Below are 25896 nucleotides of genomic sequence, written 5' to 3' on the forward strand. Positions count from 1 at the left end.
CATTGCGTAACCCATGTGCCATTCTGGTACAGATTTCGGGACCCTATGGCCGCAGACTGGATCACATCACCGAGCGCGCGCCGCGTTCTCGCCCATTGGGCGGATCAGCGGCCGGCATGGCTGTGGTCGGCCGATGGCGAAGCGCTGCTCTGGCGCAATCCGGCAGCGCGGCTCTTCAACGCACGGATCAAGAAGGGCGAGGTCCGCCCGGTGGACAACGCCACCCCCATCCGCGGACAGGTGGCGCGCATCCTGAGACTCGGCGTTCCGGGGCGGGCGAGCCTCTCGCGCGTGCAGTTCCTTTCGGGTCGTCGCCCGCTTTCGGCCACCTGCACCTGCACGCCGCTGAAACTCGAGAACGGAGACGCAGCGCTCCTCATCGTGGGCGTCGATCCGATTGCGCCGGACCTCGCCGCGCCCCTCGAGCCCTCCGACAGCCTCGCAGAGGCCCTCCTCCCCGCAGGCACGCGCCATGTTCTGGTGGACGCGAAAGGCGAAATTCTCGCCGGAGCGCAGGATCTCGAGAGCTTCGTCCATGAGGCGAAAGACCTGCCCGACGGGGCACATACAGAGATCACCCGACAGGGCGCGCGCCATGTGCTCGACCGCCTGCGCGCGGGACCGGCCGGCGAGAGCCTGTTGCTCGTCCGCGAGATCGAGGCGCCCGCGGATTCGGCCATCGCCGAAGCCCGGCACGAAGAGGGGCTCGACATCCTCTCCTCTTCCGGCGAGGAACCCGAGCCCGTTTCCGTACCCGAGGAACCGGAGCCGGAGCCCGATGTTTCGCCCGACATCGACACGCTCGCCTCGCTTTTTGACCGGCTGGCGGAGGCCGACGACCTCTACGCCCCCATTGCGGACAGTGATGTCGAGCCGACGCCCGACGAGCCCGCAGCACCGGACCAGCAGAACGAGGACGACATCGCGGCGATCATCGCCTTCGCCGAGGACCTCGAAGAGTTGCACGAGACCGGCGTTTCCGCTCCGGCCTCCGACACGCCGTCGGAGGACGCGACGCCCCCCGATGCCGGCGAAACCCCACTTTTCCGCGTGGTCGGGCGCCGCTTCCATCCGCTCGCCGCTACGCCCCCGGCCGAGATGCCCGCGGACCTCGAGCGGGTTTCGCGCTACAATTTCGATGAGCTGAGCCGCATCCTCAATGACCGTGTCGCGGGCGAGGAGACCGAGCCGCCGCTCCTGCCCCCCGAGGCACTCTACGCGGTCGCGCCACCGCCACCGACCCCGCCCTCGGGCGAAGGGGCGCTCATCAATCTGGCGGGCGAAACCTTCATTCTCAACCGCCTGCCGCTCGGCATCATGGTCTTCCGCGACCAGCAGGTGCTCTTTGCCAATCGCGCCCTCATTGACATGACCGGGCATGAAAGCATCGAAAAGCTGCGCCAGGACGGGATCGAGGCCATCTTTCCCGCCGATGGCCAGCCGCGCGACAGCGCCGAAGCCGTCACCCACCTCACCCGCCGCGACGGCACGCTCCTGCCCGTCACGGCGCGCTTGCAGTCGATCTCCTGGCAAGGCAAGCCCGCGCTCATGCTCTCGGCGGGCATGGCCGAACGGCGCCAGAGTCACGAGGCGGCGGTCAAGACCTTCGCCGAACTCGCCGCGCAAGCCCAGGGCGAAGGGTTCGTCGCGACCGATCGCGCCGGCATCGTCACGCACCTGGCCGACACCGCCCGGTCCGCTCTCGGCGATCGGATCGAGGACGGGGTCGGCGGCTCGATCAGCGGGCTGCTCGCGCCCGAAGAAGGCCCGGCGCTGCAAGCCTTCCTCGAACTGCCCGCACGGTTTGCCGAAACCCGGCGCCCCTATTGCGTGCTGAAGTCCGTGCGCCCCGGTGTCGAGATCACCCTTTTTCCCGAAGGGCAGGCCGGGATCGTCGCAGGGTATTTCGGCTTCGTGCGCCGGAAGCCGGGCCGCCCCGCGCCCATCGCCATGCGCGGCGAGGACGAGATCGAGCCGTCAATGCTCGCCCGCGTGAGCCGCGGCATTCGTCGCCCCCTCAACACCATCATCGGCTTTTCGGACCTCATCCGCTCCTCGACGATCGGAACGGGAGATGCCGACCGGTCCATGGAGTATGCGCGCGACATTCGCGTCGCCGGCCATGAGATCGCAGCCCTCGTCGAGGAACTGGACGATTATGCGCGCCTCAAGGATGGCCGCTACACGGTTCGTCCCAGCGACGTCGACCTCACCGGCCTCCTCGAAAGCTGCGTCGTGCGCGTGCGCGGCCAGGCCAATGCGGCACGGGTCCTCGTCCGTAGCGCCATTTCCGAACGCCTCCCCCATATCCGGGTAGACAGGGCGTCGCTCGGGCAGGCCGTCCTCAACCTCCTCGCCAGCGCCATCGACCAGACGCCACCCGGCGGCTCGGTGATCATCTCGGCTCAGTTTGAAGATGATGGAAGCATCGGCGTGCACGTCCGCGATTCCGGAAGTGCCGGGGTGGATCTGGGCGAGCGCTTCGTTGTCTTCCGCGACGGCATCGGCCGGGATGGAGAGGCCCTCGCGCCCGTACGCTCGAGCGTCGGGCTCGCGCTCACCCGCTCGCTCCTCGCGGTCAACACCTGTTCGCTCAGCGTCGATCCCAGCGCCGGGGTCGGCACGATCTTCTCGCTGATGATCCCCCCCGAACTGGTGGTGATGGGTGCAGAAGCCCCGCAAGGCTAGACGCATGTTATTCAAGGCGCTTCCCGCCGCAGTTTTGAATCTTTCTAAACTATTGACAAAAAAGCGCTTTTCGGCGCCGCTCTTTTCTTGACACCGCCGATCAGATTAAGCAGAACTCGCCTAGCTTGATCCGGGGCCCTTGATCCCCGCCGAGAGGAGACGACGATGAAAGCCACCCTGCTTGCCAGCCTTCTGGTTGGAACCACCCTGTTTACCGCCGTGCCGGCCTTCGCCCAGAGCGGCGAGGTCAACATCTATTCCTACCGCGAGCAGGCGCTGCTGCAGCCGCTGCTCGATGGGTTTGCCGAAGAAACCGGCATCCGCGCCAACGTGCTCTATGCCGGCGACGGCCTTCTCGAGCGCCTCGAGGCTGAGGGCGAGTTGTCGCCGGCCGACGTCGTTTTGACGGTCGACATCGGCAATCTGGTCGGCGCCGAAGAGCGCGGCCTGACCCAGCCCATCACCACCGATGCCCTCGAGCGCGTCCCGGCAGCGTTCCGCGATAGCGACGGGGCGTGGACCGCACTCTCTCTGCGCGCCCGCGTCTTCTATGTATCGAAGGATCGCGTCGACGCCGAAACGCTGACCTATGCCGACCTCGCCACCGAAGAATGGGATGGCCGGATCTGCACGCGCCCGGGCGACCACGTCTACAATATCGGACTGATCGCCCAGCGCATCGCTGCCACGGGGCTCGAGGAGACCCGCGAATGGCTGACGGCCGTCCGCGACAATCTCGCCTTCGCGCCCACCGGCAATGATCGCGGCCAGGTCAAGTCAATCCTCGACGGCACTTGCGACCTCGCCATCGTCAACACCTATTACATGGGGGCGATGCTCAACAACGAAGCCGAGCCCGAGCAGAAGGATTGGGCGAACGCCGCGCGCATCGTCTACCCGGACGCCGAGGGCGAGGGCACCCAGGTGAACGTGGCCGGCGGCTTCATCGCAGCCCATGCGCCCAATGCCGCCAATGCCAATGCGCTGATCGAATATCTGCTCAGCGACGAGGCCCAGCAGATCTACGCCGATACCAATTACGAGTATCCGGTCGTCCCGAGCGTATCGCCGGCAGAGCTCACCCTTTCCTGGGGTACGCTCAACGCTTCGCAGATCCCGCTCGAGGAGGTCGCCGCCCATCGCGCCGAGGCCGCACAGCTCGTCGACGAACTCCGCTTCAACGAAGGCCCGCAGGACTAGGACCGATAGCACTGGCAGACATCCAGTCTCGAACCGACCGCGCCGGCGGGGGGAAACCCCTGCCGGTTGCTGCCATTGCGCTCGTCCTCGTCATGGGGCTACCCGTGCTCTGGCTCGCCGCAGGGGCCATCGATGCGGCGCTTGCCGGCAGCAATGGGCTCAGCGCCACCATGCTGCCGACGGCGCTCCGCGAAACCGCGCTCCTCATGGCCTGGGTGGGCGCGATCACTTCGGTGCTCGGGCTGGTCTCGGCCTGGCTCGTCACCCATTACAGCTTCCCGCTGCGCCGTCTCTTCGAGTGGGCACTGATCCTGCCGCTTGCGGTGCCGACCTATCTCGCCGCCTACACCTATGTGGAATTCCTCGACTTCACCGGGCCCATCCAGCAGGCGGTCCGCGCCCTGACCGGCGCTGCGACGCTGCGGGATTACTGGTTCCCGAACATAAGGACCAATACCGGCGCCGCCATCGTCCTCAGTCTCGTCCTCTACCCTTACGTCTATGTCGCCTGCCGGGCCTTCTTCCTCATGCAGTCGGCCTCGCTCAACATTGCGGCGCGCACGCTCGGGGCCAGTGGCCTGCGGACTTTCTTTTCGATCACCCTGCCGCTCTCGCGTCCCGCGATCGTCGTCGGCGCGACGCTTGCGATGATGGAAGTGGTGAACGATCTGGGCGCGGTACAATATTTCGGGGTCAACAGCCTCACCGCCATCATCTATTCGACCTGGATCAACCGCGGCAATTTCGGGGGCGCCGCCCAGCTTGCGGTCACCATCGTCCTCATCATCGGTGTGCTGATCCTCGCCGAGCAGTGGGCACGCCGGAACCGGGTCTATCTCTCGAGCCGCGACAGTCGCGTGCCGCCTGTCCGCGAAGCGCTGAGAGGCGCCCGCGCCTGGGGTGCCTTCGGCTTCTGCGCGCTGCTGCTCGTCGCCGGTTTCGGAATTCCCTTCGGCCAGCTGACCTATTCGGCCCTGCGCACGCTGCGGCCCGAGGCCGTGGCGCTCACGATCAGCGCAGGCGTGCCAACGATCATGCTGGGGTGTGTCGGGGGGCTCCTGACCGTTGCGATCGGACTTTTCGCGGCACGCCAGAGCAACGGGCCCGGCGGCCCGGTCCCGCGGGGCGCGATCAGGCTCGCCACGCTCGGCTATGCCATCCCCGGCACCGTGCTTGCCCTTGGGCTGCTGCAGCCGCTCGGCCTCGCCGATCTCTGGATCAACCGGGCGACCATGGCCGCCTTCGACTGGCGCCCCGGCCTCATCCTCTCGGGCTCGATGATCGCGCTCTGCTACGTCTATGCCATCCGCTTCCTCGCCGTCAGCCATTCGACGCTCGACGCCGCCATGCGCAAGCGCGGGCGCTCGATGCTGGATGCGGGGAGCGTTCTGGGCGCATCGCGCTGGCGCCTGCTCTGGAGGATCGACCTGCCGACGCTGAGCCCCGCCATCCTCAGCGCTGCGACCCTGGTCTTCGTCGAGATCGTCAAGGAACTGCCCGCAACGCTCCTCCTCCGGCCGCTCGGCATCGACACGCTCGCAACCGTCGTCTTCGCGCGGGCCAATGTCAGCCTTTTTGCCGAGGCGGCGCTTCCGGCACTCGCCATTGTGCTGATCGGGCTCATTCCGGTCGTTCTTGCCACGCGACCGGGCATCGGTAGGAAAGTATAATCCTGCACAGTGCTGCCATGTCAGTTGCGATCCCCTATAAGCGCGATGCGAGTGGGGTTTCTTGCGCCTGACGGCCGGACGACCCCCTAACCGTCCGCCTGCGGGGTCCTCCCCGCCTCATGGAGAGAACCATGCAGTTTCCGATCAAGACCGTCCTCTACGCTGCCGTTGCGAGCCTCGTTCTCATCGGCGCCGCCCAGGCGCAGCGCACCGATATCCGCATCGGCGTCGTGCTCGAGCCGCCCGCGCTCGATCCCACCGCCGGCGCTGCAGAGGCGATCGACATCGTCGTCTACCAGAACATCTTCGAGGGGCTGACGCGGGTCGACGAGACCGGAGCGGTCCAGCCGGGCCTTGCAACCGACTGGACGATCTCGGAGGACGGGCTCACCTACACCTTTAACCTCGCCGAGGGCGTCACCTTCCACGATGGCACCCCATTCTCTGCCGAAGACGTCGTCTTCACCTTCGAGCGCATTCTCGCCGATGACAGCGTCAACGCCCAGAAGGCGCTCTATGCGCCCATCGAGAGCGTGACGGCGATCGATGCGGCGACCGTCGAGATCGTCCTCGAGCGGCCCAGCGGCATGTTCCTGTTCGACATCGGGCGCGGAGATGCGGTGATCGTCTCGCCGGCGACAGCCGACACCAACGCCACCGATCCGGTCGGCACCGGCCCCTTCCGCTTCGTCCAGTGGAATCGCGGCAGCCGCATCCAGCTTGCCCGCTATGAGGAGTATTGGGGCGAACTCCCTGCGCTGACCGAAGCGAGCTACCACTTCATCGGCGATACCGCCGCCGGCATCAACGCGCTGCTTGCCGAAGAAGTGGACGGCTTCAACAATTTCGCCTCCGAATCCATCGCGCTCTTCGAGGCCGATCCACGTTTCAAGGTGCTCGTCGGCACCACTGAGGGCGAGATCATCATGGCAACGAACAACAGGCAGCCGCCCTTCGATGATCTGCGCGTGCGGCAGGCCCTCGCCCATGCCATCGATCGACAGGCCCTGATCGACGGCGTCTCGAACGGCTTCGGGGTCCCGATCGGCAGCCATTTCGCCCCGCATCATCCCTATTACGTCGATCTCACCGGCACCTATCCGCACGATCTCGAAGCCGCCCGCGCCCTTCTTGCCGAAGCCGGCTTTCCGGACGGTTTTTCAACCGCGATGAAGCTGCCGCCGGTCAACTATGCCCGGCTGGGCGGACAGATCCTCGCCAGCCAGTTCGCCGAGATCGGCGTCACGGTCGAACTCATCAACGTCGAATGGGCGCAATGGCTGACCGACGTCCTCACCAACAAGGATTACGACCTCTCCATCGTCGCCCATGTCGAGCCCTTTGACATTGGCATCTATGCCGATCCCGATTATTACTTCGGCTATGACGATGCAGACTTCCAGGCCATCATCAGCGAGCTGAGCACGACCACCGACGACGCGCGTCGGCGCGAACTCGCCGTCGCAGCCCAGACCCGGCTCGCGGAACAGGCAGTCAATGGTTTCCTCTATCAATTGCCGCAGATCGGTGTGTGGAACGCCAAAGTCGAGGGCCAGTGGGTCGATTCCCCGATCGAGGGTGTCGTACTCCGCGACATCCGCTGGGTCGACTAAACGCCTTCCGGCCGCCGGATCCATCCTGACCTCCGGCGGCCATTCCTCGTGATCCCCTACGTCCTGAAGCGCCTTGCGGGGTTCGTGGCGACGCTGCTGGCGGCGGCAGCAGTGACGTTCCTGCTGCTCGACGCGCTGCCGGGCGATCCTGCCCGTTTCATCCTCGGCATCAATGCGAGCCCTGAAGCCGTACAGGCGCTCCGGCTTCAACTGGGCCTCGAAGCCCCGCCCCTCGAGCGCTTCATCCGCTGGATCGGGGGGATGCTGCAGGGCGATTTCGGGCTTTCCTACACCCAGGGTGCGCCCGTCTCCGCTCTCATCGCGGAACGCCTCGCCGTCACCTTCCCGCTGGCGCTCGCGGCCATGGTGATTTCCATCGCGATCGGCCTGCCCCTCGGCATCCTTGCGGCGCGGCGGCGCGGATCGCTTGCCGATACCGGGCTCATGATGCTCGCCCAGCTCGGTGTCGCGGTGCCGAACTTCTGGTTCGGCATGCTGCTCGTGCTGCTCTTTTCAGTCACCCTGCGCTGGTTGCCGCCGGGCGGGTTCGTGCCCTGGGACGAAAACGCCTGGGGCGCGATCCGTTCGCTGGTTCTGCCGAGCTTCGCGCTGGCGCTCCCGCAGGCGGCCATCCTTGCGCGCGTCATGCGCACGGCGCTCGTCGACGTGCAGTCCGCCGACTATATCCGCACCGCGCGCGCCAAGGGCCTCACCATGGGCGAGGCCGTCTGGCGCCATGGCGTGCGAAACGCCCTCCTGCCCGTCCTCACCATACTTGGTCTGCAATTCGCATTCCTCGTCGCCGGCACCATCATCGTGGAGAACGTCTTCTACCTGCCTGGGCTCGGCCGGCTGATCTTCACCGCGATCTCAGAGCGCGATCTCATCCTCGTGCGTGGCGCGATCATCGTGCTCGTCGTCGGGGTCACACTCACCATGCTCGTCGTCGACCTCCTCTACGGGCTGGTCGATCCGCGCCTAAGGGTCAGGCGCGCCTCTCGATGAGCATACGAGATCACTGGGCCGGCCGCGCCCTCCGCCACCCGAGCTTCGTCATCGGTCTTCTGGGAACGCTCGCCTTTATCGGGCTCGCCCTACTCTCCGCCGTGTGGACCCCCCATGTCGTCGACAGGGTCAACATCGCTGCGCGCTTCGCGCCGCTCTTTGGAGACTATCTGCTCGGCACCGATCATCTGGGCCGCGACATCGCCTCGATGCTGATGCGCGGCGCTCTGACGAGCCTTACAGTGGCGGCGGTCGCGGTCGGTATCGGCCTCGTCATCGGCGTGCCGCTGGGGCTCGCGGCAGCCATCGTCGGGGGGCCCTTCGAATGGCTGATCCTGCGCGTCAATGATTTCCTCTTCGCCTTCCCGGCCCTGATCGTCGCGGTCCTCATCACGACGCTCTTCGGCCCCGGCGCCACCAATGCCATGCTCGCCATCGGCATCTTCAACATTCCGGTCTTCGCCCGCGTCGCCCGGGGCGGCGCGCTCAGCCTCAAGTCCCTCGACTATGTCGCGGCTGCACGCCTTGCGGGCCTCTCCTCGCTCGCCATCGCTCGCAAGCACCTCCTGCCCAACATCGCCAGTCTCGTCATCGTGCAGGCAACGATCCAGCTCTCGCTCGGCATTCTTGCTGAGGCCGGGCTCAGCTATGTCGGGCTCGGCACCCAGCCTCCCGGCACGAGCCTCGGGCTCATGCTGCGCGATGCACAAAGCATCTTCCTGCTGCACCCGCACCTCGCCATGGTTCCGGGGCTGGCGATCATGTTCATCGTCGTTTCGCTCAACCTGGCCGGGGATGGGCTCCGGGACCTGATCGACCCCAGGCTGCGCAAGGAGGGGCTCCCGCGTGTCGCTGCTTGAGGTCAAGGGGCTCGGCATCGCCTTTTCCGGCCGGCCCGTCGTCGAAGGGCTCGACCTGACGCTCGCGCCGTCGGAACGCCTCGGCGTGATCGGCGAGAGCGGGTCGGGCAAGAGCCTCACCGCGCTCGCCATTGCCGGCCTCCTGCCCGACACCGCAGAGCGCACCGGCACCATCCTCTTCGAGGGCAGCCCGCTCCCCGAGGACGAAGCCACCATGGCCCGGCTCCGCGGCAAGCGCATCGGCATGGTGTTCCAGGAGCCGATGAGTGCGCTCAACCCGCTTATGCAGGTGGGCGAGCAGATCGCCGAAGCGATCTTTCTGAGCGGCGACCGCGTCGGCTATGGCACGCAGGTGCTGGCGCTGCTCGATGAGGTCGGGCTCGAGCCCCAGCATAGGCGGCGATATCCACACGAGCTTTCAGGCGGCCAGCGCCAGCGGGTGATGATCGCGATGGCGCTGGCGAGCCGCCCCGATCTCCTCATCGCCGACGAGCCGACCTCCGCCCTCGATCTGGTGACGCAGCGACAGGTGCTGGACCTGCTCGACCGGCTCGCCCGCAACCGGCGCATGGCGCTCCTGTTCATCAGCCATGATCTGAAGGCCGTCGCCGCCCTCTGTCCCCGCATCATGGTCATGCAGGCGGGGCGCGTCGTCGAGGCGGGGCCGCGCGAGGCCATTCTCGGGCATCCGCGCGAGCGCTATACGCGCATGCTGGTGGGCGCCGCCCGCTTCCGCATCCATACCCTCGCCAACGCCCCGATGGGCGATCCGCTGTTCACCGCCCGACAGATCTCCCGCCGCTTCGAGAGCCCGTCCCTCCTTTTCCTGCCGCGCCGGGCCGGAACCCTGGCGGTCGACGCGGTGAGCTTAACGCTTCGCCGGGCCGAATCGGTGGCGCTGGTGGGCCCGTCAGGCTGTGGCAAAAGTACTCTGGCGCGCATCATCGTGGGGCTCGATCGGGCAACCGACGGCACCATGCAGTTCGACCGCACCGTCTATCACGGCAGCGATCTCCCCGGCGCGCTCCGGCCCGACATCTCGCTCGTCTTCCAGGATCCGTTCGGCAGCTTCAATCCACGCCTTCGGATAGGGGCTTCCGTTTCCGAGCCGCTTCGGCTCCTGCCCGATCTCGACGAGGCCGCAAGGCGCCGCCGGGTTGCCGACATGGTCGAGGCGGTCGGCCTTTCGCCTGACATGCTCAGCCGCTATCCCCACCAGTTCTCGGGGGGACAGCGCCAGCGTTTTGCAATCGCCCGCGCCCTCGTCACACGTCCGCGCCTCGTGGTGCTCGACGAACCGGTGTCGGCGCTCGATGTGTCCGTGCGCGGCGAAGTGCTTGCCCTCCTCCACAGGCTGCGCGCCGATTTTGGGCTCACCTATCTCGTGATCAGTCATGACCTCGACATGGTCCGCGCGCTTGCGGACCGCGTCCTGGTTATGAGTGCCGGCCGGATCGTCGAGGAAGGTCGGCCGGCAAAGCTCTTCGAGAAACCGGAGCACGAACAGACCCGTGCCCTGCTCGCCGCTCGGCTGCCCGAGCTCTGATCCGGCGACAAGCCTGCCCGTGCCTCAGTGCCGGATCGGCTGGCCTTCCTTGTCGAACCGCAGGAAGGCGTCGCCGCGCGGCGAGAAGCTGAGCTCGTCGCCCGCATGATAGGACGCCTTGCCGTTTTGCCGGACGATCACCGGCTCTTCGGAGCCGACATCGACATAGATGTAGCTGTCCGAGCCGAGATTTTCCGAATAGATGACCTTGCCGGTCCAGACCCCGCCCGCAGGCGCGATATCGAGATGCTCGGAGCGCACCCCGACGGTGTGGGCGTTGAACTTGTCGGCGAACCTGCCCGAGAGGAAGTTCATCTTCGGGCTGCCGATGAAGCCGGCCACGAATAGCGACTGGGGGTTCTCGTAGAGCTCCATGGGCGTGCCCACCTGCTCCACGCGCCCCGCGTTCAGCACCACGATGCGGTCGGCGAGCGTCATCGCCTCCACCTGATCGTGCGTCACGTAGATCATGGTGGTGTTGGGGAGACTTTCCTTGAGCCGCGCGATCTCGAGGCGGGTCTGTACGCGAAGCGCAGCATCGAGGTTCGAGAGCGGTTCGTCGAAGAGGAAAACCTTGGGGTCCCGCACGATTGCGCGCCCGATCGCCACGCGCTGCCGCTGTCCACCCGACAGCGCCTTGGGCAGGCGCTCGAGATAGGGCGTGAGCTGGAGTTTCTCGGCGGCCGCGCTGACCTTGGCGCGGATCTCCTCCTTGGGCGTGTTCTGCAGCTTCAGGGAGTAGGCCATGTTGTCGAAGACGTTCATATGCGGGTAGAGCGCATAGGACTGGAACACCATCGCGATGCCGCGCTTGGAGGGCGCTACGTCATTGACCACCTTGCCATCGATCGCGAGCGTGCCCGACGAGATCGACTCCAGCCCGGAAATGCAGCGCAGCAGGGTCGACTTCCCGCAGCCGGAGGGCCCGACGAAGACGATGAACTCGCCCGAGGCGATGTCGAGATTGACGTCTTTGAGGATTTCGACAGCGCCATAGCGCTTGTAGAGATTTGTGATCTTCAGATCGGACATGGCACTCCTCCCGCGGCCTTCAGGCCATTGCTGCAATATAGGCGCCAAACGGCGCGAGCTTCAACATCATCCCGTCGGGCGCATCCTGCGTGCCTGGCGCACCGCAGGAGACCGAGCCGTCGAGCGCCGCATTTTCGAAAGAGGCAGGCTCCGCCCGCATGTTGAAAACGCAAACGAGGCGTTCGCCCTCGGCCTCGCGCGTAAAAGCGAGGACGCCCTCTGGCCGTTCGAGAAGAGTAATCGTGCCGCCAATGAGGGCCGGATGGGTTTTGCGGAACGCCAGCGCCTCCCGGTAGAAATTGAGCATGGAGTGCGGGTCGTTTGCCTGCCTGTCGACCGCACGGGCCAGATGCTCCTGCGGCACTGGAAGCCAGGGACGTGCGGCACTCGTGAACCCGCCTGAGGGCGCGTCGGCCTCCCAGACCATGGGCGTCCGGCAACCGTCCCGGCCCTTAAACTCGGGCCAGAATTCGATGCCATAGGGATCGGTCAGGTCTTCGAAGGCGATCTCGGCCTCCGGCAAACCCAGTTCCTCACCCTGGTAGAGGCAGACCGAGCCGCGCATGCAGAGCAGCAGCAGGAGCGAGAGTCGTCCGAAGGCCTCCCGATCTTCCGGCCGCGCCCAGCGGCTGACATGGCGCACCACATCATGGTTGGAAAAGGCGAGGCAGACCCAGCCTCCCGGCGCCTCGGCCTCCGTCCGCGCTATTGCCCCGGCGAAATGGGAAGCATCGAAATCGCCCCCCAGATAGTCGAAGGTATAGGCCATGTTGAGCCGGTCGGTCCCGGTCGTATACTCGGCCATCAGCCGTAACTGGTGCTGGCTGTCGCTGATCTCGCCCACGGTTGCCCGGCCGGGATACTCGTCCACCAGCGCACGGATGCGCTTGAGAAAACCCAGCGTTTCGGGGCGGCTCTTGTCGTAGAGATGCTCCTGGAAATTATAGGGGTTCACCGCCGGGGCCATCGAGGCGTTGAACTCCTCGGGCTTCACCACGGGGTTGGCTTCTAGCCCTTGGGAATGGAAATAATAGTTCGTCGTATCGAGCCGGAAGCCGTCGACCCCACGCTCGAGCCAGAAGCGCATGGCATCGAGCACCGCCTCCTGCACGGCGGGGTTGTGAAAGTTGAGATCGGGCTGGGATGCGAGGAAATTGTGCAGATAGTACTGCATCCGGCGTGCGTCCCAGGTCCAGGCCGACCCACCGAATACCGAGAGCCAGTTATTGGGGGGTGTGCCATCGGGGTTCGGATCTGCCCATACATACCAGTCGGCCCGCTGATTGGTGCGGCTCAGCCGGCTTTCCTGGAACCAGGGGTGGCGGTCCGAGGAATGGCTGATCACCTGGTCGATGATCACACGCAGTCCCAGCGCGTGCGCTTTTTCGAGCATGCGGTCGAAATCGGCGAGCGTGCCGAAGATCGGGTCGATGTCGCGATAGTTGGCGACGTCGTATCCGAAATCGCGCATCGGCGAGGTGAAGACCGGCGAAAGCCAGATGGCATCCACCCCCAGCCCTGCGATATGGTCGAGCCGTCTCGTGATGCCGGCGAGATCGCCCACGCCATCGCCATTGGCATCCATGAACGAGCGCGGATAGATCTGGTAGATGACGGCCCCGCGCCACCAGTCGCTCCGCGTCGTCGGCACCGAAGAGCCGGTGGGGTTGGGCATCAGGCTGAAGTTCAAGGCAACACTCCCGCGGGCATGGCCGCACGATATTGGGCTCCAGAGCGGGCCAGGCGAGGATGAGGATGAAAAAGCCGCCGAGCGAACGGGCCCGGAGTGCCAATGTCACGATCAGGGATGTCGCGGCCGAGCTCGACCTCTCCATCACCACCATATCCCGCGCGCTCAACGGCTATTCCGATGTCGGCGAAGCCACCCGCGAGCGTGTCGCGGAGGCCGCGGCGCGCATGGGCTACCGCCCCAATCGCAACGCGCAGCGGCTCGTCACCCGGCGCACCCGCAATATCGGCTGGGTGCAGCCCGACAATGAGCGGAAATTCCTCGATCCGCATTTCGTGGAGGTGATGGCCGGCGTCCTGCGCGGGGCGCGGGCGGGGCATTACGACATCGTGCTGACGAGCGAGCTCGCCGAGGGCGAAGTCGCAGCCTATGAGCGCTATGTCGCCGAGAACGGCGTCGACGGGTTCATTCTCGACCTGCCGCGCGAGGACGACCCGCGGATCGCATTCCTGCTCTCGACCGGTCACCCCTTCGTCGTGCACGGGCGCGAGGCCCGTGCCGGGCGCTATGGCTGGGTGGACGTCGACAATTACGGGAATTTCTACAAGCTCGCCCGGCTGATGATCGCTAACGGCCGACGCCGCGTCGCCTTCATCAATGGCGACGAGCGCTATACCTACGCCCTTCACCGGCGGATGGGTGTTGTCGATGCCATTGCCGATGCCGGCCTGCCGCCCGACACGCTGCGGCTTCACAATGGCGTCCACCCGATGGGCGAAGCCGGCTATCGGCTGACCGAACTGGCGCTGGCCGATCCCGATATCGACGCCATCCTCTATTCCTCGATCCTGATGGCGATCGAGGGTCAGGCGGCGATCCGCGCCGTTCGGGGCGAAAACCACGCCATCGCCGTGGGGACGATGGACGACCGTCTCGCCTATGTCGATCTCACCCCCCATGCCGGCCGGATGACCCGCGTACGGTCCTCGCTGCGCGAAGCGGGCCGGGCGCTCGTCGAGGAACTGGTGCGCCGGTGCGAGGATCATATCGCCCCGCGCGGCACGCTGATGGCGTCCGAATTCGTGCTGGCCGAAGGCATGGACGGGGCGAGCCTCGCCCTGCCGCTGCCGGTGGAGACGGGCGCAAGGCGCCCGCCGGTCTGAGCGCTGCATGGGCTCGCCGATCCCTATTTCACTGAGCCTGCCAAGAGGCCGCGGACGAAATAGCGCTGCAGCGAGAAGAAGACGATCAACGGCACGACGATGGAGATGAAGGCGCCCGCCGTCAGGATTTCCCAATTGTCCCCACGCGAACCGAGCAGTTCGCGCAGCCGCCCGGTCAGCACCAGCTGGTCCTCGCGATTGCCGAGGAAGACGGTGGCGACCAGCAGGTCGTTCCAGACCCAGAGGAACTGGAAGATCGCAAAGGAGGCGAGTGCGGGGAAACTCAGCGGCAGCACCATGGTGGTGAAGATCTTGAAATGGCTCGCCCCATCCATGCGCGCCGATTCCATGATCTCCTTTGGCAGGCCCGCCATGTAGTTGCGCAGGAGGTAGATGGCGAGCGGCAGGCCGAACCCGGTATGAGCAAGCCATATTCCGAGATAGGTCTTCGAATTGCCGCCCGTCCACATGGCGATGCCATTGTACATGCGCAAAAGCGGGATCAGCGACATCTGCAGCGGCACGACGAGCAGGGCGACGATGAGCGCCACGATCCACGCCCGACCCGGAAAACTCATCCAGGCGAGTGCATAGGCGGCAAAGGCCGCGATCAGGATCGGGATGATGGTCGCCGGGATCGTCACGGTGAACGAGTTGATGAAGGATCGCCCGATGCCTTCGGAGTTGAGCACGTTGACGTAGTTGTCGAGCGTGAAGCGCGGCGGCGTGCCCGCGACGACGAAGAGCCGGACGCGGTCGTGCTCGAACGGGGTCGCCGAAACCCATTCATAGCTGCCATCGGCGGCAACCGTGATTTCCCCGCCCTGGCGCACGGCGAGCGTTTCGCCGGCAGCGGCCTCGGTGGGGTTGTTGATGGAGGTGCCGTAGCGCTGGACCGTTACGCCCGCGTCGCTGAAGAGCTCACCGCGGATCACATACCGCCCCCCTTCCTCCGCCTGCGCATCCGCACCGGGAAGGGTGAGCGCCACGTTCCGATCGCTCGTCACCAGCGCCGTCCACCAGCCCGACACGGCGAGCTGGTCGCGGTCTCGAACCGAAGAAATCAGCAGTCCAGCGGTTGGCAGGGTCCAGATCAGCACCAGCGCCAGGAGCGCCAGATGCGCGATGAGCCGGCCCACATTGATCCGCGAGATCCAGAAGGCGCGGGCGGCCGGGGCCGCCTGTTCTTCGGCATAGCTCGTCGTGGTCGTGGCCATCACCGTGTCCCCTCTGCGCGGTTCGCCTGGCGGATGTTCCAGATCATGATGGGGATGACCGCGATCATGATGAGGATGGCTATGGTCGAGCCGCGGCCGAAATCGCCGCCGCCGCGGAACATCCAGTCAAACATCAGATTGGCCAGCACCTGGGTATTCCATTGGCCATTGGTCATGGCGAGCACGATGTCGAAGACCTTGAGGACCACGATGGTGATCGTCGTCCAGACCACGAGGATGGTCGGGAAGATCTGCGGGATCATGATGTCAAAGAAGATGCGGATGTCGCTCGCCCCATCCATGCGGGCGGCTTCCAGCGTCTCCTCGGGGATGCCGCGCAGCGCGGCCGACAGGATCACCATCGCAAAGCCCGTCTGGATCCAGACGAGGATGACCATCAAGAGGATCGAGTTCCAGAACGGCACGGTCATCCACGCCTGCGGGGTTCCGCCAAAGGCCTGCACGACGGCGTTGAGGATGCCGATCTGCTCGGCATTGGGCCCTCGGAAATCGTAGACGAACTTCCAGATCACCGATGCGCCAACGAACGAGATCGCCATCGGCATGAAGATCAGCGATTTAGCGATATTGCCCCACCAGAGCCGGTCTGCGAGGACCGCGACGACGAGCCCGAAGGCGGTGGCGAGTGACGGCACGACGATGAGCCAGAGCAGGTTGTTGAACACCGACTGGCGGACGGCCGGATCGTTGAAGGCCCAGATATAGTTGAAAAAGCCGATGAAATTGGTGCCGTTGCGGTCGTGCAGGCTGAGCCGCAGCGTCTCGAAGACGGGGTAGACGAGATAAACCGTCATGAAAAAGAGCGCGGGGAAAAGGAAGAGCCAGGGACGGATCTTGGTCCGGCGCCGGTCGTTCGCGCCGCCGTTCGGCCCCTCGCCGCTCAAGGTCCTGTCAAGCACCCAATTGGTGCCCCAGAAGTAGAGGACGCAGGCCGCAACGCCGATCACCACGGTCAGCGCCGCATTCAGAAGCTGCGGAATCATCGAGCCCTCCCCGACCTCGACTGTGCAATCAAAGTGCGGCGGCGCGGGCGCATTGCCCGCACCGCCAGATCATCTGGCGATCCTTATTTGATCGCGTCCCAGCTCTGCTGGATGGTGTTGGCCACGTCTTCGGCCGAAGCACCGCCGACATAGTCCACCATGCCGGTCCAGAACGAGCCGGCACCCACTGCGCCGGGCATCAGGTCCGAGCCGTCGAAGCGGAAGGTCGTCGCGTTGAGCAGGATTTCGCCCTGGCCGCGTGCGGCCGCCGAAGCATAGGCGTCCGGATTGACACCGGTATGAGGGGTCAGCATGCCCGCGCGGCCCATCCAGATCTCGTTGGCTTCGACGGTCTTGAGGTAGTCGATGAAGGCGCGAGCGCCTTCGCTGTCCTGGGTGATGGCAAAGAGCGTGCCGGCGCCCAGCACCGGCTGGCCCAGATCGCGCTCGGCAAAGGCGGGCATGTAGAAGAAGTCCGCATCGACGCCGAGTTCAGTGCCTTCGGGGAAGAAGGACGGGATGAACGATGCCTGGTGGTGCATATAGCAGCGCGGGGGCACCGTGAAGAGGCCGCCGGGGCTGTCGCGGAAATCGGTCGAGGCCACTGCGGCGCTGCCGCCGTCGACCCAGTCTTCATTGCGCGCGAAGGTGCCGAAGAGTTCGATCGCCTCGATCACCTTGGGATCGTTGAAGGGCAGTTCGTTCGAGACCCAGGCATCGTAGTCTTCCGGGGTGTTGATGCGCAGCATCAGGTCTTCCACCCAGTCGGTGGCCGGCCAGCCCGTGGCCGCGCCCGAGCCGAGCCCGATGCACCAGGGCGTGCCGCCATCTGCGACGATCTGCTCGGAGAGCGCGAGGAGATCCTCGAGAGTCTCGGGGATCTCGTAGCCGGCATCCGCGAAATTGTCGGGCACGTACCAGACGAGCGACTTCACATCGACCTTGTAGAAGAAGCCGTAGAGGTCATCCTCGCCGGCCGAGTTGGCATAGGTGCCGAGATCGACCCAGGACTGTCCGGCGGCGTAGTTCTCGAGCACCCATTCACGCGTCTCGTCCCCGAGCGGGACCAGCAGGTCGCGGGCGGCGAGATCGGCGGCGAGGCCCGGCTGCGGGAAGATCGCGATATTAGGGGGCGAGCCGGCCTGGGTATCGATGACGATCTGCTGCTCGAAGCTGTCCGAACCGGCATATTGCACGTCCGCGCCGGTCGCTTCCTCGAAAGGCGCGATCACGGCCTCGAAATGCTCCTGATCCTCGGTCAGCCACGGACCGAAGACGGTGATCGTCTGCCCGCTGAGATCCATCGCCTCAAAGTCGGCCATGGTCTGCGCCGAGGCGGCGTTCGCCATACCCAGGACGAGCGCTGCGGCCGAGACACCGGCCAGCATAGTTTTGTGCATATAGTCCTCCCATCGCACAGTTGAGCCGCACTTTGGCGGCCTGTTTGGAGCGGCCGGGCCTGCCCTTGGACGGACGCGGCGCGAATGCCCGTTTCCGCGACCCGAGCCGCGGGGCCCACAACGCAGGCTCCCAAAACGTTTTGGGAGCTGCTTGCCGCCCCGAAACCGGGAGCCAGCGTGGTGGACATGACCGTACGTTGACACAAGAACGGGGACTTGCCAAGCCGGGTCACCCGGCGCAATCCCCCGGTTAAATCGATTTCATTGAGCGGCCCGGCACGGGCGAACCTCGGAGGACTGGCGGTCAGCGCGTGTTGTGAAGGAGACCGCGAAAGGCCGAATAGCTGGGCTTCGGGGTGCGGGCCTGCGTTTCATAATCGACATGCACAAGCCCGAACCGGCTCTCATAGCCTTCGGCCCATTCGAAATTGTCCAGCAGCGACCAGGCGAAATAACCGCGCACATCCGCGCCTGCCTTCCTCGCATCCAGCACTGCACGCAGATGCGCGTCGTAAAAGGCGACCCGCCGCGCATCATTGCTTTCGGACATGCCGTTCTCGGTGACGTAGAGCGGCAGGTTCGTATGGTCTTTCGCAACCCGGACAAGCAGGTCCGTCAGGCCCTGGGGGTAGATTTCCCAGCCCAGATCCGTCTTGTCGAGGTCGCCACGGGACTGCGAAAAGCCGAAGACCGGCGCAGTCGGATCGTCCGCATAGAGGCCGCGGGTATAGTAGTTGATCCCCAGCCAGTCGATGGGACGCGAAACGAGCGCCATGTCGTCCTCGAACCGCTCGGGCAGATAGGGGGCGAGGAGCGAGACGAGCTCTTCAGGATACCGCCCGGCAAAGAGGCCCTCAAGATACCAGCGATTGAAGAGCGCGTCGCCGAGCCCCGCCGCCTTTTCGTCGGCCGGGCTCGCCGTCTTCGGTTCCGCCTTTTCGAGATTGATCACGATGCCGAGGTTCCGCGCGCCCTCGACACGCAGCGCGTCGATCGCGGTGCCATGGGCGAGCAGCACGTGATGCATGGCGCGCGCGGCGGCCCTCAGGTCCCGATAGCCCGGAGCATGGGCGCCCAGATAATGGCTGAGCCAGGCAACGCACCAAGGCTCGTTGAGCGTCGCGATGGTTTCGAGCCGATCACCGAACCGGTGGGCGACGATGGCTGCGTAGTCGGCGAACCAGTTCGCGATGTCCCGGTTCATCCAGCCACCGCGATCCTGCAGCGCGCTCGGCAGGTCCCAGTGGTAGAGCGTGGCAAAGGGCTTGATGCCCCGCTCGAGCATGCCGTCGACCAGCCGGTCGTAGAAGGCGAAGCCCTTTTCGTTGAGTGCGCCACGACCCTCGGGGATCAGCCGGGGCCAGGCAAAGGAGAACCGGTAGGCGCCGAAGCCGGCGTCGCGCACCAGATCGAGATCCTCGGACCAGCGCGTGTAGTGGTCGCATGCGATCGCGCCGGTGGCGCGTCCGCGCACATTGCCCGGGGTTGCCGAGAAACTGTCCCAGATGCTGGCCCCGCGTCCGTCGCCCTGCCCGCCCTCGATCTGATAGGCGGATGTGGCGGTGCCGAAGACGAAGTCGGGTCCGAAGTCCTTGCGCTCGACGGAAAACATGGTGCAGCCCCCTCTTTTTCGGAGGCGTTGGCTTAGCAGCGCCAGGGCTGCTTGTCATCCGGGCCTCAAGGGCGAAGGTGAGGATGCTGCTCGAGCAGTGTGCGGGCGGCCGCGCGATAGGCTCCCGCCTCGGCGCTCTGCGGTGCGGACGCGACGACGGGCCGTCCGGCGTCGGAGGTCTCGCGGATCGCCATCACCAGCGGCACGCCGCCGAGGAAGGGAATGTCGAGCCGATGGGCCGCCAGCTCCGCTCCGCCATGCCCGAAAATGTCGTAGCGGGTGCCGGTATCCGGAGCGATGAAATAGCTCATGTTTTCGACGAGGCCGAGCAGCGGGATATCGAGGCGGCGCAGCATGTCGATCGCCTTCTTGGCGTCGATCAGCGCGAGATCCTGCGGCGTCGAGACGATGACGGCGCCGGTGAGTTCAGTCTGCTGACAGAGCGAGATCTGGATGTCGCCGGTGCCGGGCGGCAGGTCGACGACCAGCACATCGAGACCGCCCCAATTGGTCTCGCGCAGCAATTGGCGCAGCGCCGAGGTCGCCATCGGGCCGCGCCAGACGACGGCTTGGTCGGCGGTCAGCATCGAGCCGATGGAGATGACCCGCAGCCCATGGGCCTCATGGGGCTGGAAAATTCCGTCCGAACGCATGGCCGGCTTGCCTTCGATGCCCATCAGCTTGGGGATCGAGGGCCCGTAGAGATCGGCGTCGAGGAGCCCGACCTGCAACCCTTCGGCTGCAAGCGCGAGGGCGAGGTTGACCGCGGTCGTCGACTTGCCGACGCCGCCCTTGCCCGAGCCTACCGCGATGATGTGCCTGACCCCCGGCACGCCTTCCCGACGCGGGCCCGGCGCGCGCTGGGCGGCTGGCTGGCCCTGGGACGCCTGGGCGCGGTCGGAGGTCACCGAGACCATCACCTTGCGCCCTTCGCCAACCGCTTCGGCGGCGGCCTGGGCGGCGGTGCGGGCGGGGCCGAAGGCGGCTTCCATGCCCGGTGCAACGGCGATCGCAAAGGCGATGGCGCCGGGCGTGACGATGATTTCCGACAGGCCGGCATAGCCCGCAAGGTCGCCACCGCCGGGGATTTCGACGGCGCCGAGCGCGGATTTCACCGCGCCGGCAATGCGTTGGTCGGCCATCGGCTTAGAGGATCGACTGGCCGGTCGACTTCCAGTCCTTGACGAAGTTCTCGAGGCCGCTCGTGGTCAGGGGGTGTTCGGCAAGCTTGCGGATGACGGCGGGCGGCATGGTCGCGACGTCGGCACCGGCGAGCGCAGCCTGGGTGACGTGGTTCGGGGTACGTATAGATGCGGCTAAAATTTCAGTCGAAAAAGCATAATTGTCGTAAATTGCACGAATGTTTTCGATCAGTTCCATGCCATCGAGATTGATGTCGTCGAGCCGGCCGATGAAGGGCGACACATAGGTCGCGCCGACCTTGGCGGCGAGCAGCGCCTGGTTGGCCGAAAAGCAGAGCGTGACGTTGGTCTTGATGCCCTTATCGGTGAAATGCTTACAGGCCTTGAGGCCGGCGAGCGTGAGCGGCAGCTTGATCACGACGTTGTCGGCGATCTGGGCGAGGCGTTCGCCCTCGGCGACCATGCCGTCGAAATCGGTCGAGGCGACTTCGGCCGAGACCGGGCCGGGCACGAGGGCGCAGATTTCCCCGATCAGTTCCTTGAAGTCACGACCGGCCTTGGCCACGAGCGAGGGGTTGGTGGTGACGCCATCGAGCAGGCCGGTATCGGCCAGATCCCTGATCTCGTTGAAATCGGCAGTGTCTACGAAGAACTTCATGTTCCCCTCCTCGATTGCGGTGCGGCTCGCGCCGGGAAAGTCTCAGGCCGACTGACGGGTCGCGGCCAGCAAATGGCTGGCCAGCGCGTCGACGCGGTCTTCGGGAATGCCGGCCACGTTGATGCGGCTGTCATTGATCATATAGACGCCGTCCTCGGTTTTTAAACGCTCGACCACATCACGTTCGAGCCCGAGGAGCGAAAACATGCCCGAATGCTCGGCGATGAAATCATAGTCGGTGGCGTTCGACTGCTTGCGGATCGCTTCGGCGAGCTTGACGCGGAGCCGCTTCATGCGCTCGCGCATCTGGGCGAGTTCGGCTTCCCATTCGGCACGAAGCGCGGGATCCTCGAGGATGACGCGGATGATCTCGGCGCCATGATCGGGCGGCTGGGAGAAAGAGGCGCGGATGACGTTGGACATCTGCGAGCCCACGATGTCGGCCCCGGCCTCGTCACGCGCGATGGCGATGGCGCAGCCGGCGCGCTCGCGATAGAGCCCGAAATTCTTCGAGCCCGAGAAGGCGATCATCATCTCGGGGACGGACGACGCGAGCTTGCGGGCAGCATAGGCATCGGCCTCGAGCCCGTCGCCGAAGCCGAGATAGGCAAGATCAAGCAGCGGGAAGGCACCGGTGCGGGCGAGCGATGCCGCAACCTGATCCCACTGGGCCTCGGTGAGGTTGGCGCCGGTCGGGTTGTGGCAGCAGGCATGGAGCAGCACGATGTCGTCGGGCCCGAGCGTGTCGAGCGTGGCCAGCATGGCATCGAAATCGACCGCACGGGTCTTGGGGTCGAAATAGGGGTAATGCTCGGGCGTGAGGCCGGCCAGTTCCATCATCGGCCAGTGATTGGGCCATGAGGGATCGGAGATCATCACCCGCGCGCCGGGCTTGGCCCGGTTGAGCAGCTGGATCAGGATCCAGAGCGCGCCGGTGCCACCCGGACCCTGCGCGGTGCGGACACGGCTGCGATCGACGCTGTCGGCAAGCACGAGATCGACGATGGCATTGCAGAAGCCGCGATTGCCCGAGACCCCGACATAGGTCTTGGTGCGGGCATTTTCGTGGATGCGCGCCTCGGCCTTGCGGACGGCGCTCATGATGGGCGTGTTGCCGGTTTCATCCTTGTAGACGCCGACACCCAGGTCGATCTTTTCGGAGCGCGGGTCGGCGGCGTACTCGGCCATCAGCACGAAGATCTTGTCGAGCGTGGCCTTGTGGAGGGTCTCAAACATCAGGACGGTTCCGGCGATAAAAGGTCGCCGCCTTTATAGGCGGAAAAAACCCTTTTGCAATCGGCCAAGTCTAGCCCTGCGTTGCCTCGATCCGCGCCGTCAGCAGAGGCACGATTTCAAAGAGATCGCCCACGAGCGCATAATCGGCAAGCTTCATCAGCGGGGCTTCGGGATCGGTATTGATCGCGATGATGCGACGCGCGCCCTGGATGCCGGCGAGGTGCTGCAAGGCTCCCGAAATGCCGATGCCGATATAGAGGTCGGGCGCTACGATCTTGCCGGTCTGGCCCACCTGCCAGTCATTGGGCGCATAGCCGGCATCGACTGCGGCACGGGTAGCGCCGACCGCCGCGCCGAGCGCGCGGGCCAGGGCCTCGATCATCTTGAAGCCCTCGGCAGAGCCGACCGAAATGCCCCCGGCAACCACGATACGGGCGGTGGCGAGATCGGGCCGGTCCCCTTCGGTCCGGGCTTCGGAAAGCTGACGCACCAGCGCCGGCAGGCCTTCGGGCTCGAGCGGCTCGACGGACGCCGAAGTAGCGGCGCTGCCGGCGGGACGGAACGCGGAGGCCCGCACCGTCAGGACCTGGAAGGGCTGCGGGGCATGAACGGTCTGGATCGCGTTGCCCGCATAGATCGGGCGCTCGAAGCGGTCGGGCCCCAGGATGGCGATGATGTCGGTCACCGGCATGAGGCCGAGCTTGGCCGCGAGGCGCGGCGCCACGTCCCGTCCGACTGCGCCGGCAGAGAGGACGATGTGCGTGTAGTCCCCGGCCAGCCGCAGCAGAAGCGGCGTCAGCGTTTCGGCAGGCTGGGCCCGGAGCGCGGCCGCATCGGCGAGCCGCACACGCGCGATGCCATTAAGGGACGCTGCAGCACGCGCGACGATCTCCGCCCCCTCCCCCGCAACCAGCACGTCGACGGGCGCGCCGAGGGCGGCAGCGGCCGAAACCACCCGCGCGGTCGAGGGCGCGAGCATTCCCCGGTCATGATCGGCAACAACGAGAATGGCCATCAATTGAGCTCCAGTTCGGCCCGCTCGCGGACGATGATTGCAGCAAGCGCATCGGCATCGGCCACGCGCTGCCCGGCAGCACGCTCTGGGGGAGCGGTAACCTTCTCGATGGTGAGGCGTGGCGCCAGATCGAGCCCGTAGCTCTCGGCCGGGCGCGTCTCAAGAGGCTTCTGGCGGGCCTTCATCACCATGGGCAGCGCGGTATTGCGCGGGGTGTTGAGCCGCAAATCGGCAGTGACCACTGCCGGCAGGGCGAGCGCGACCGTATCCTGGCCGAAATCGCGTTCGCGCGTGACCTCGAGCCCCTCTTCGGTGCGCGCGATGGCAGAGGCGAAACAGGCCTGCGGCCAGTCGAGAAGCCCTGCAAGCATCTGTCCCACATGATTGGAATCATCGTCGACCGCCTGCTTGCCGAGCAGCACCAGATCGGGCGCCTCCTCGGCGACAATTGCCGCCAGAAGCCGCGCGATGGCCAGGGTTTCGAGGGTTTCGGGCGCCTCAACCAGCAGCCCGCGATGGGCGCCCATGGCAAGGCCGGTGAGGATCACGTCGGTCGCCTGCCTGGGGCCGATGCTGACCACGACGATCTCGCTCGAATGGCCGGCCTCGGCCAAGGCCACCGCCGCCTCGACTGCGTGCTTGCAGAACGGGTTCATCGAAAAACGCACATTGGCGGTATCGACGCCGGTCTCGTCGGCGCGGACGCGGATGCGCACGGTGTGGTCGACGACACGCTTGACGGCAACGAGGATCTTCATGCCGGCCTCCAGGCTTGTTGAGGCGTCTCAATCGCAAATCCCCGGACGCCCGACAAGTTGAGGCGGGAACAAAATCGGCCAAACCTTGCCCGAAGGACGCAAAACCCTGCCCCCATGCCGGCCGGGCCTAAGGGCGGAACGAGTTGACGCGCGCCGACCAGGGGGCGACACTGGCCCATCCAAATCACCTCTGATCACCTTCAGGACCCCGGCATGCCCGTTATCAACCGCATCGCGGACCTTCACGCCGACATCACGGCGTGGCGGCACGATCTCCACGCCAATCCCGAGCTGCTCTACGACGTGCATCGGACGGCGGGGAAAGTCGCGGAGATGCTGCAGAGCTTCGGGGTGGACGAGGTGGCGACCGGCATCGGACGCACCGGCGTGGTCGGCGTGATCCGCGGCCGCAATGGCGGGGCAGGCAAGGTGATCGCGCTCAGGGCCGACATGGACGCGCTGCCGATCACCGAAAAGAGCGGCCGCCCCTATGCCAGCCGCAACCCCGGCAAGATGCACGCCTGCGGCCATGACGGGCACACGGCGATGCTGCTGGGCGCGGCGCGCTATCTCGCCGAGACGCGCAATTTCGAAGGCACCGCAATCGTCATCTTCCAGCCCGCCGAAGAGGGCGGCGCCGGAGCGCGCACGATGATGGAAGACGGGCTCATGGAGCGGTTCGGGATCGACGAGGTCTATGGATTGCACAACATGCCGGGGATACCGGCGGGACAGTTCGCCATCCGCGAGGGTGGGATGATGGCCGGGACCGACGAATTCGCCATCGAGATCGAGGGCGTCGGCGGACATGCCGCCATGCCCAACCGCACGGTCGACCCCATCGTGGTCGGCGCGCAGATCGTCACGGCGCTGCAGACGATCGTCTCGCGCAATGTCGACCCGCTGCGCTCGGCGGTGGTCTCGGTCACGACCTTCAATGCCGGCTCGGCGCACAACGTGATCGCAAGGACGGCACGGCTCTCGGGCACCGTGCGCACGCTCGACGAGGCGGTGCGCGACCAGGTGGAAGCGCGGCTGCGCCAGACCGCAGAGCAGATCGCCGCAGCGTTTGGCGCAACCGCGCAGGTGAGCTATCGGCGCGGCTATCCGGTGACGGTGAACGCGCCGCACCAGACCGCATTCGCCGCGCAGGTGGCGGGGGACGTCGCGGGCGTCGAACGGGTCGAGATCGGGGTCGACGCCACGATGGGCGGGGAGGATTTCGCCTACATGCTGCAGGCCCGGCCCGGCGCCTACATCTTCCTCGGCAATGGCGACAGCGCGCAGCTGCACACCGAGACCTATGATTTCAACGACGAGATCATTCCGGCCGGGGTCAGCTATTTCTGCCGGCTCGTGGAGACGGGGCTGCCGGTCCGCTGAGGGC

General features: G+C 65.9%; 20 protein-coding genes. 9 read left to right on the forward strand and 11 right to left on the reverse strand.

Annotated features, from left to right (window positions below):
- The first annotated feature begins 45 nt into the window (after window positions 1–45).
- From EMQ25_RS10175 to EMQ25_RS10205, 7 genes are all read left to right on the forward strand, one after another.
- Entirely contained in the window at window positions 46–2688 is a 2643-nt protein-coding gene (locus EMQ25_RS10175; RefSeq protein WP_158626030.1) for a sensor histidine kinase, read from the forward strand.
- A gap of 165 nt (window positions 2689–2853) precedes the next feature.
- Window positions 2854–3888, forward strand: coding sequence for an extracellular solute-binding protein (locus EMQ25_RS10180; protein WP_127188466.1), 1035 nt, complete (start codon window positions 2854–2856; stop codon window positions 3886–3888).
- Between the two features lie 104 nt (window positions 3889–3992).
- Complete coding sequence (locus EMQ25_RS10185) at window positions 3993–5558, forward strand: ABC transporter permease (RefSeq protein ID WP_158626031.1); 1566 nt, start codon at window positions 3993–3995, stop codon at window positions 5556–5558.
- A 131-nt stretch (window positions 5559–5689) separates the two neighbouring features.
- Window positions 5690–7171 carry an ABC transporter substrate-binding protein gene (locus tag EMQ25_RS10190; RefSeq protein ID WP_127188468.1) on the forward strand — a complete coding sequence of 494 codons (1482 nt, stop codon included), beginning with the start codon at window positions 5690–5692 and terminating at the stop codon, window positions 7169–7171.
- Between the two features lie 48 nt (window positions 7172–7219).
- Window positions 7220–8176 (forward strand): ABC transporter permease, encoded by a 957-nt coding sequence (locus EMQ25_RS10195; protein ID WP_127188469.1) that lies wholly within the window; start codon window positions 7220–7222, stop codon window positions 8174–8176.
- A complete protein-coding gene (locus EMQ25_RS10200) occupies window positions 8173–9036 on the forward strand; it encodes an ABC transporter permease (protein WP_127188470.1) in 864 nt (287 codons plus the stop codon). The genes EMQ25_RS10195 and EMQ25_RS10200 overlap by 4 nt, the downstream gene beginning before the upstream one ends.
- Window positions 9023–10582 carry a dipeptide ABC transporter ATP-binding protein gene (locus EMQ25_RS10205; RefSeq protein ID WP_127188471.1) on the forward strand — a complete coding sequence of 520 codons (1560 nt, stop codon included), beginning with the start codon at window positions 9023–9025 and terminating at the stop codon, window positions 10580–10582. The genes EMQ25_RS10200 and EMQ25_RS10205 overlap by 14 nt, the downstream gene beginning before the upstream one ends.
- 24 nt (window positions 10583–10606) lie before the next feature.
- On the opposite strand, the gene EMQ25_RS10210 is transcribed toward EMQ25_RS10205, so the two are convergent.
- Together EMQ25_RS10210 and bglA are read right to left on the reverse strand one after the other, a co-directional pair.
- Window positions 10607–11614, reverse strand: a complete 1008-nt coding sequence (locus EMQ25_RS10210) for an ABC transporter ATP-binding protein (RefSeq protein WP_127188472.1) — start codon at window positions 11612–11614, stop codon at window positions 10607–10609.
- Between the two features lie 19 nt (window positions 11615–11633).
- A complete protein-coding gene (bglA, locus tag EMQ25_RS10215) occupies window positions 11634–13289 on the reverse strand; it encodes a beta-galactosidase BglA (RefSeq protein WP_127188700.1) in 1656 nt (551 codons plus the stop codon).
- A gap of 80 nt (window positions 13290–13369) precedes the next feature.
- Here bglA and EMQ25_RS10220 point away from each other — a divergent pair, with 80 nt between their 5' ends.
- Window positions 13370–14467 (forward strand): LacI family DNA-binding transcriptional regulator, encoded by a 1098-nt coding sequence (locus EMQ25_RS10220; RefSeq protein ID WP_158626032.1) that lies wholly within the window; start codon window positions 13370–13372, stop codon window positions 14465–14467.
- Window positions 14468–14490: 23 nt separating this feature from the next.
- Here the strand turns inward: EMQ25_RS10220 and EMQ25_RS10225 are convergent, their stop codons facing one another.
- The 9 genes from EMQ25_RS10225 to EMQ25_RS10265 all read right to left on the reverse strand — a co-directional run bounded on the left by EMQ25_RS10225 (window position 14491) and on the right by EMQ25_RS10265 (window position 24509).
- Window positions 14491–15684 (reverse strand): carbohydrate ABC transporter permease, encoded by a 1194-nt coding sequence (locus EMQ25_RS10225; RefSeq protein WP_127188474.1) that lies wholly within the window; start codon window positions 15682–15684, stop codon window positions 14491–14493.
- Window positions 15684–16685 carry a carbohydrate ABC transporter permease gene (locus EMQ25_RS10230; protein ID WP_192895659.1) on the reverse strand — a complete coding sequence of 334 codons (1002 nt, stop codon included), beginning with the start codon at window positions 16683–16685 and terminating at the stop codon, window positions 15684–15686. The genes EMQ25_RS10225 and EMQ25_RS10230 overlap by 1 nt, the downstream gene beginning before the upstream one ends.
- Before the next feature lie 86 nt (window positions 16686–16771).
- Window positions 16772–18088 (reverse strand): ABC transporter substrate-binding protein, encoded by a 1317-nt coding sequence (locus EMQ25_RS10235; protein WP_127188476.1) that lies wholly within the window; start codon window positions 18086–18088, stop codon window positions 16772–16774.
- Window positions 18089–18392: 304 nt separating this feature from the next.
- Window positions 18393–19700, reverse strand: a complete 1308-nt coding sequence (locus EMQ25_RS10240) for a GH1 family beta-glucosidase (protein ID WP_127188477.1) — start codon at window positions 19698–19700, stop codon at window positions 18393–18395.
- Window positions 19701–19765: 65 nt separating this feature from the next.
- Entirely contained in the window at window positions 19766–20842 is a 1077-nt protein-coding gene (locus tag EMQ25_RS10245; protein WP_127188478.1) for an Mrp/NBP35 family ATP-binding protein, read from the reverse strand.
- A gap of 4 nt (window positions 20843–20846) precedes the next feature.
- Window positions 20847–21500: a fructose-6-phosphate aldolase gene (fsa, locus tag EMQ25_RS10250; protein ID WP_127188479.1), complete on the reverse strand. Its 654-nt coding sequence runs from the start codon at window positions 21498–21500 to the stop codon at window positions 20847–20849.
- 42 nt (window positions 21501–21542) lie between these two features.
- Window positions 21543–22736, reverse strand: coding sequence for an amino acid aminotransferase (locus EMQ25_RS10255; protein ID WP_127188480.1), 1194 nt, complete (start codon window positions 22734–22736; stop codon window positions 21543–21545).
- A gap of 70 nt (window positions 22737–22806) precedes the next feature.
- The gene (locus EMQ25_RS10260; protein WP_127188481.1) at window positions 22807–23751 is read right to left on the reverse strand and encodes an electron transfer flavoprotein subunit alpha/FixB family protein; all 945 of its coding nucleotides are present in this window, start codon (window positions 23749–23751) and stop codon (window positions 22807–22809) included.
- Window positions 23751–24509 carry an electron transfer flavoprotein subunit beta/FixA family protein gene (locus EMQ25_RS10265; protein WP_127188482.1) on the reverse strand — a complete coding sequence of 253 codons (759 nt, stop codon included), beginning with the start codon at window positions 24507–24509 and terminating at the stop codon, window positions 23751–23753. The genes EMQ25_RS10260 and EMQ25_RS10265 overlap by 1 nt, the downstream gene beginning before the upstream one ends.
- A 213-nt stretch (window positions 24510–24722) precedes the next feature.
- Between EMQ25_RS10265 and EMQ25_RS10270 the strand changes: the two genes are divergently transcribed.
- On the forward strand, window positions 24723–25892 hold the full coding sequence (locus tag EMQ25_RS10270) for a M20 aminoacylase family protein (protein ID WP_127188483.1): 1170 nt from the start codon (window positions 24723–24725) through the stop codon (window positions 25890–25892).
- Window positions 25893–25896 lie beyond the last annotated feature (4 nt).

Source organism: Arsenicitalea aurantiaca (assembly GCF_003994485.1).
Classification (GTDB): domain Bacteria; phylum Pseudomonadota; class Alphaproteobacteria; order Rhizobiales; family Devosiaceae; genus Arsenicitalea; species Arsenicitalea aurantiaca.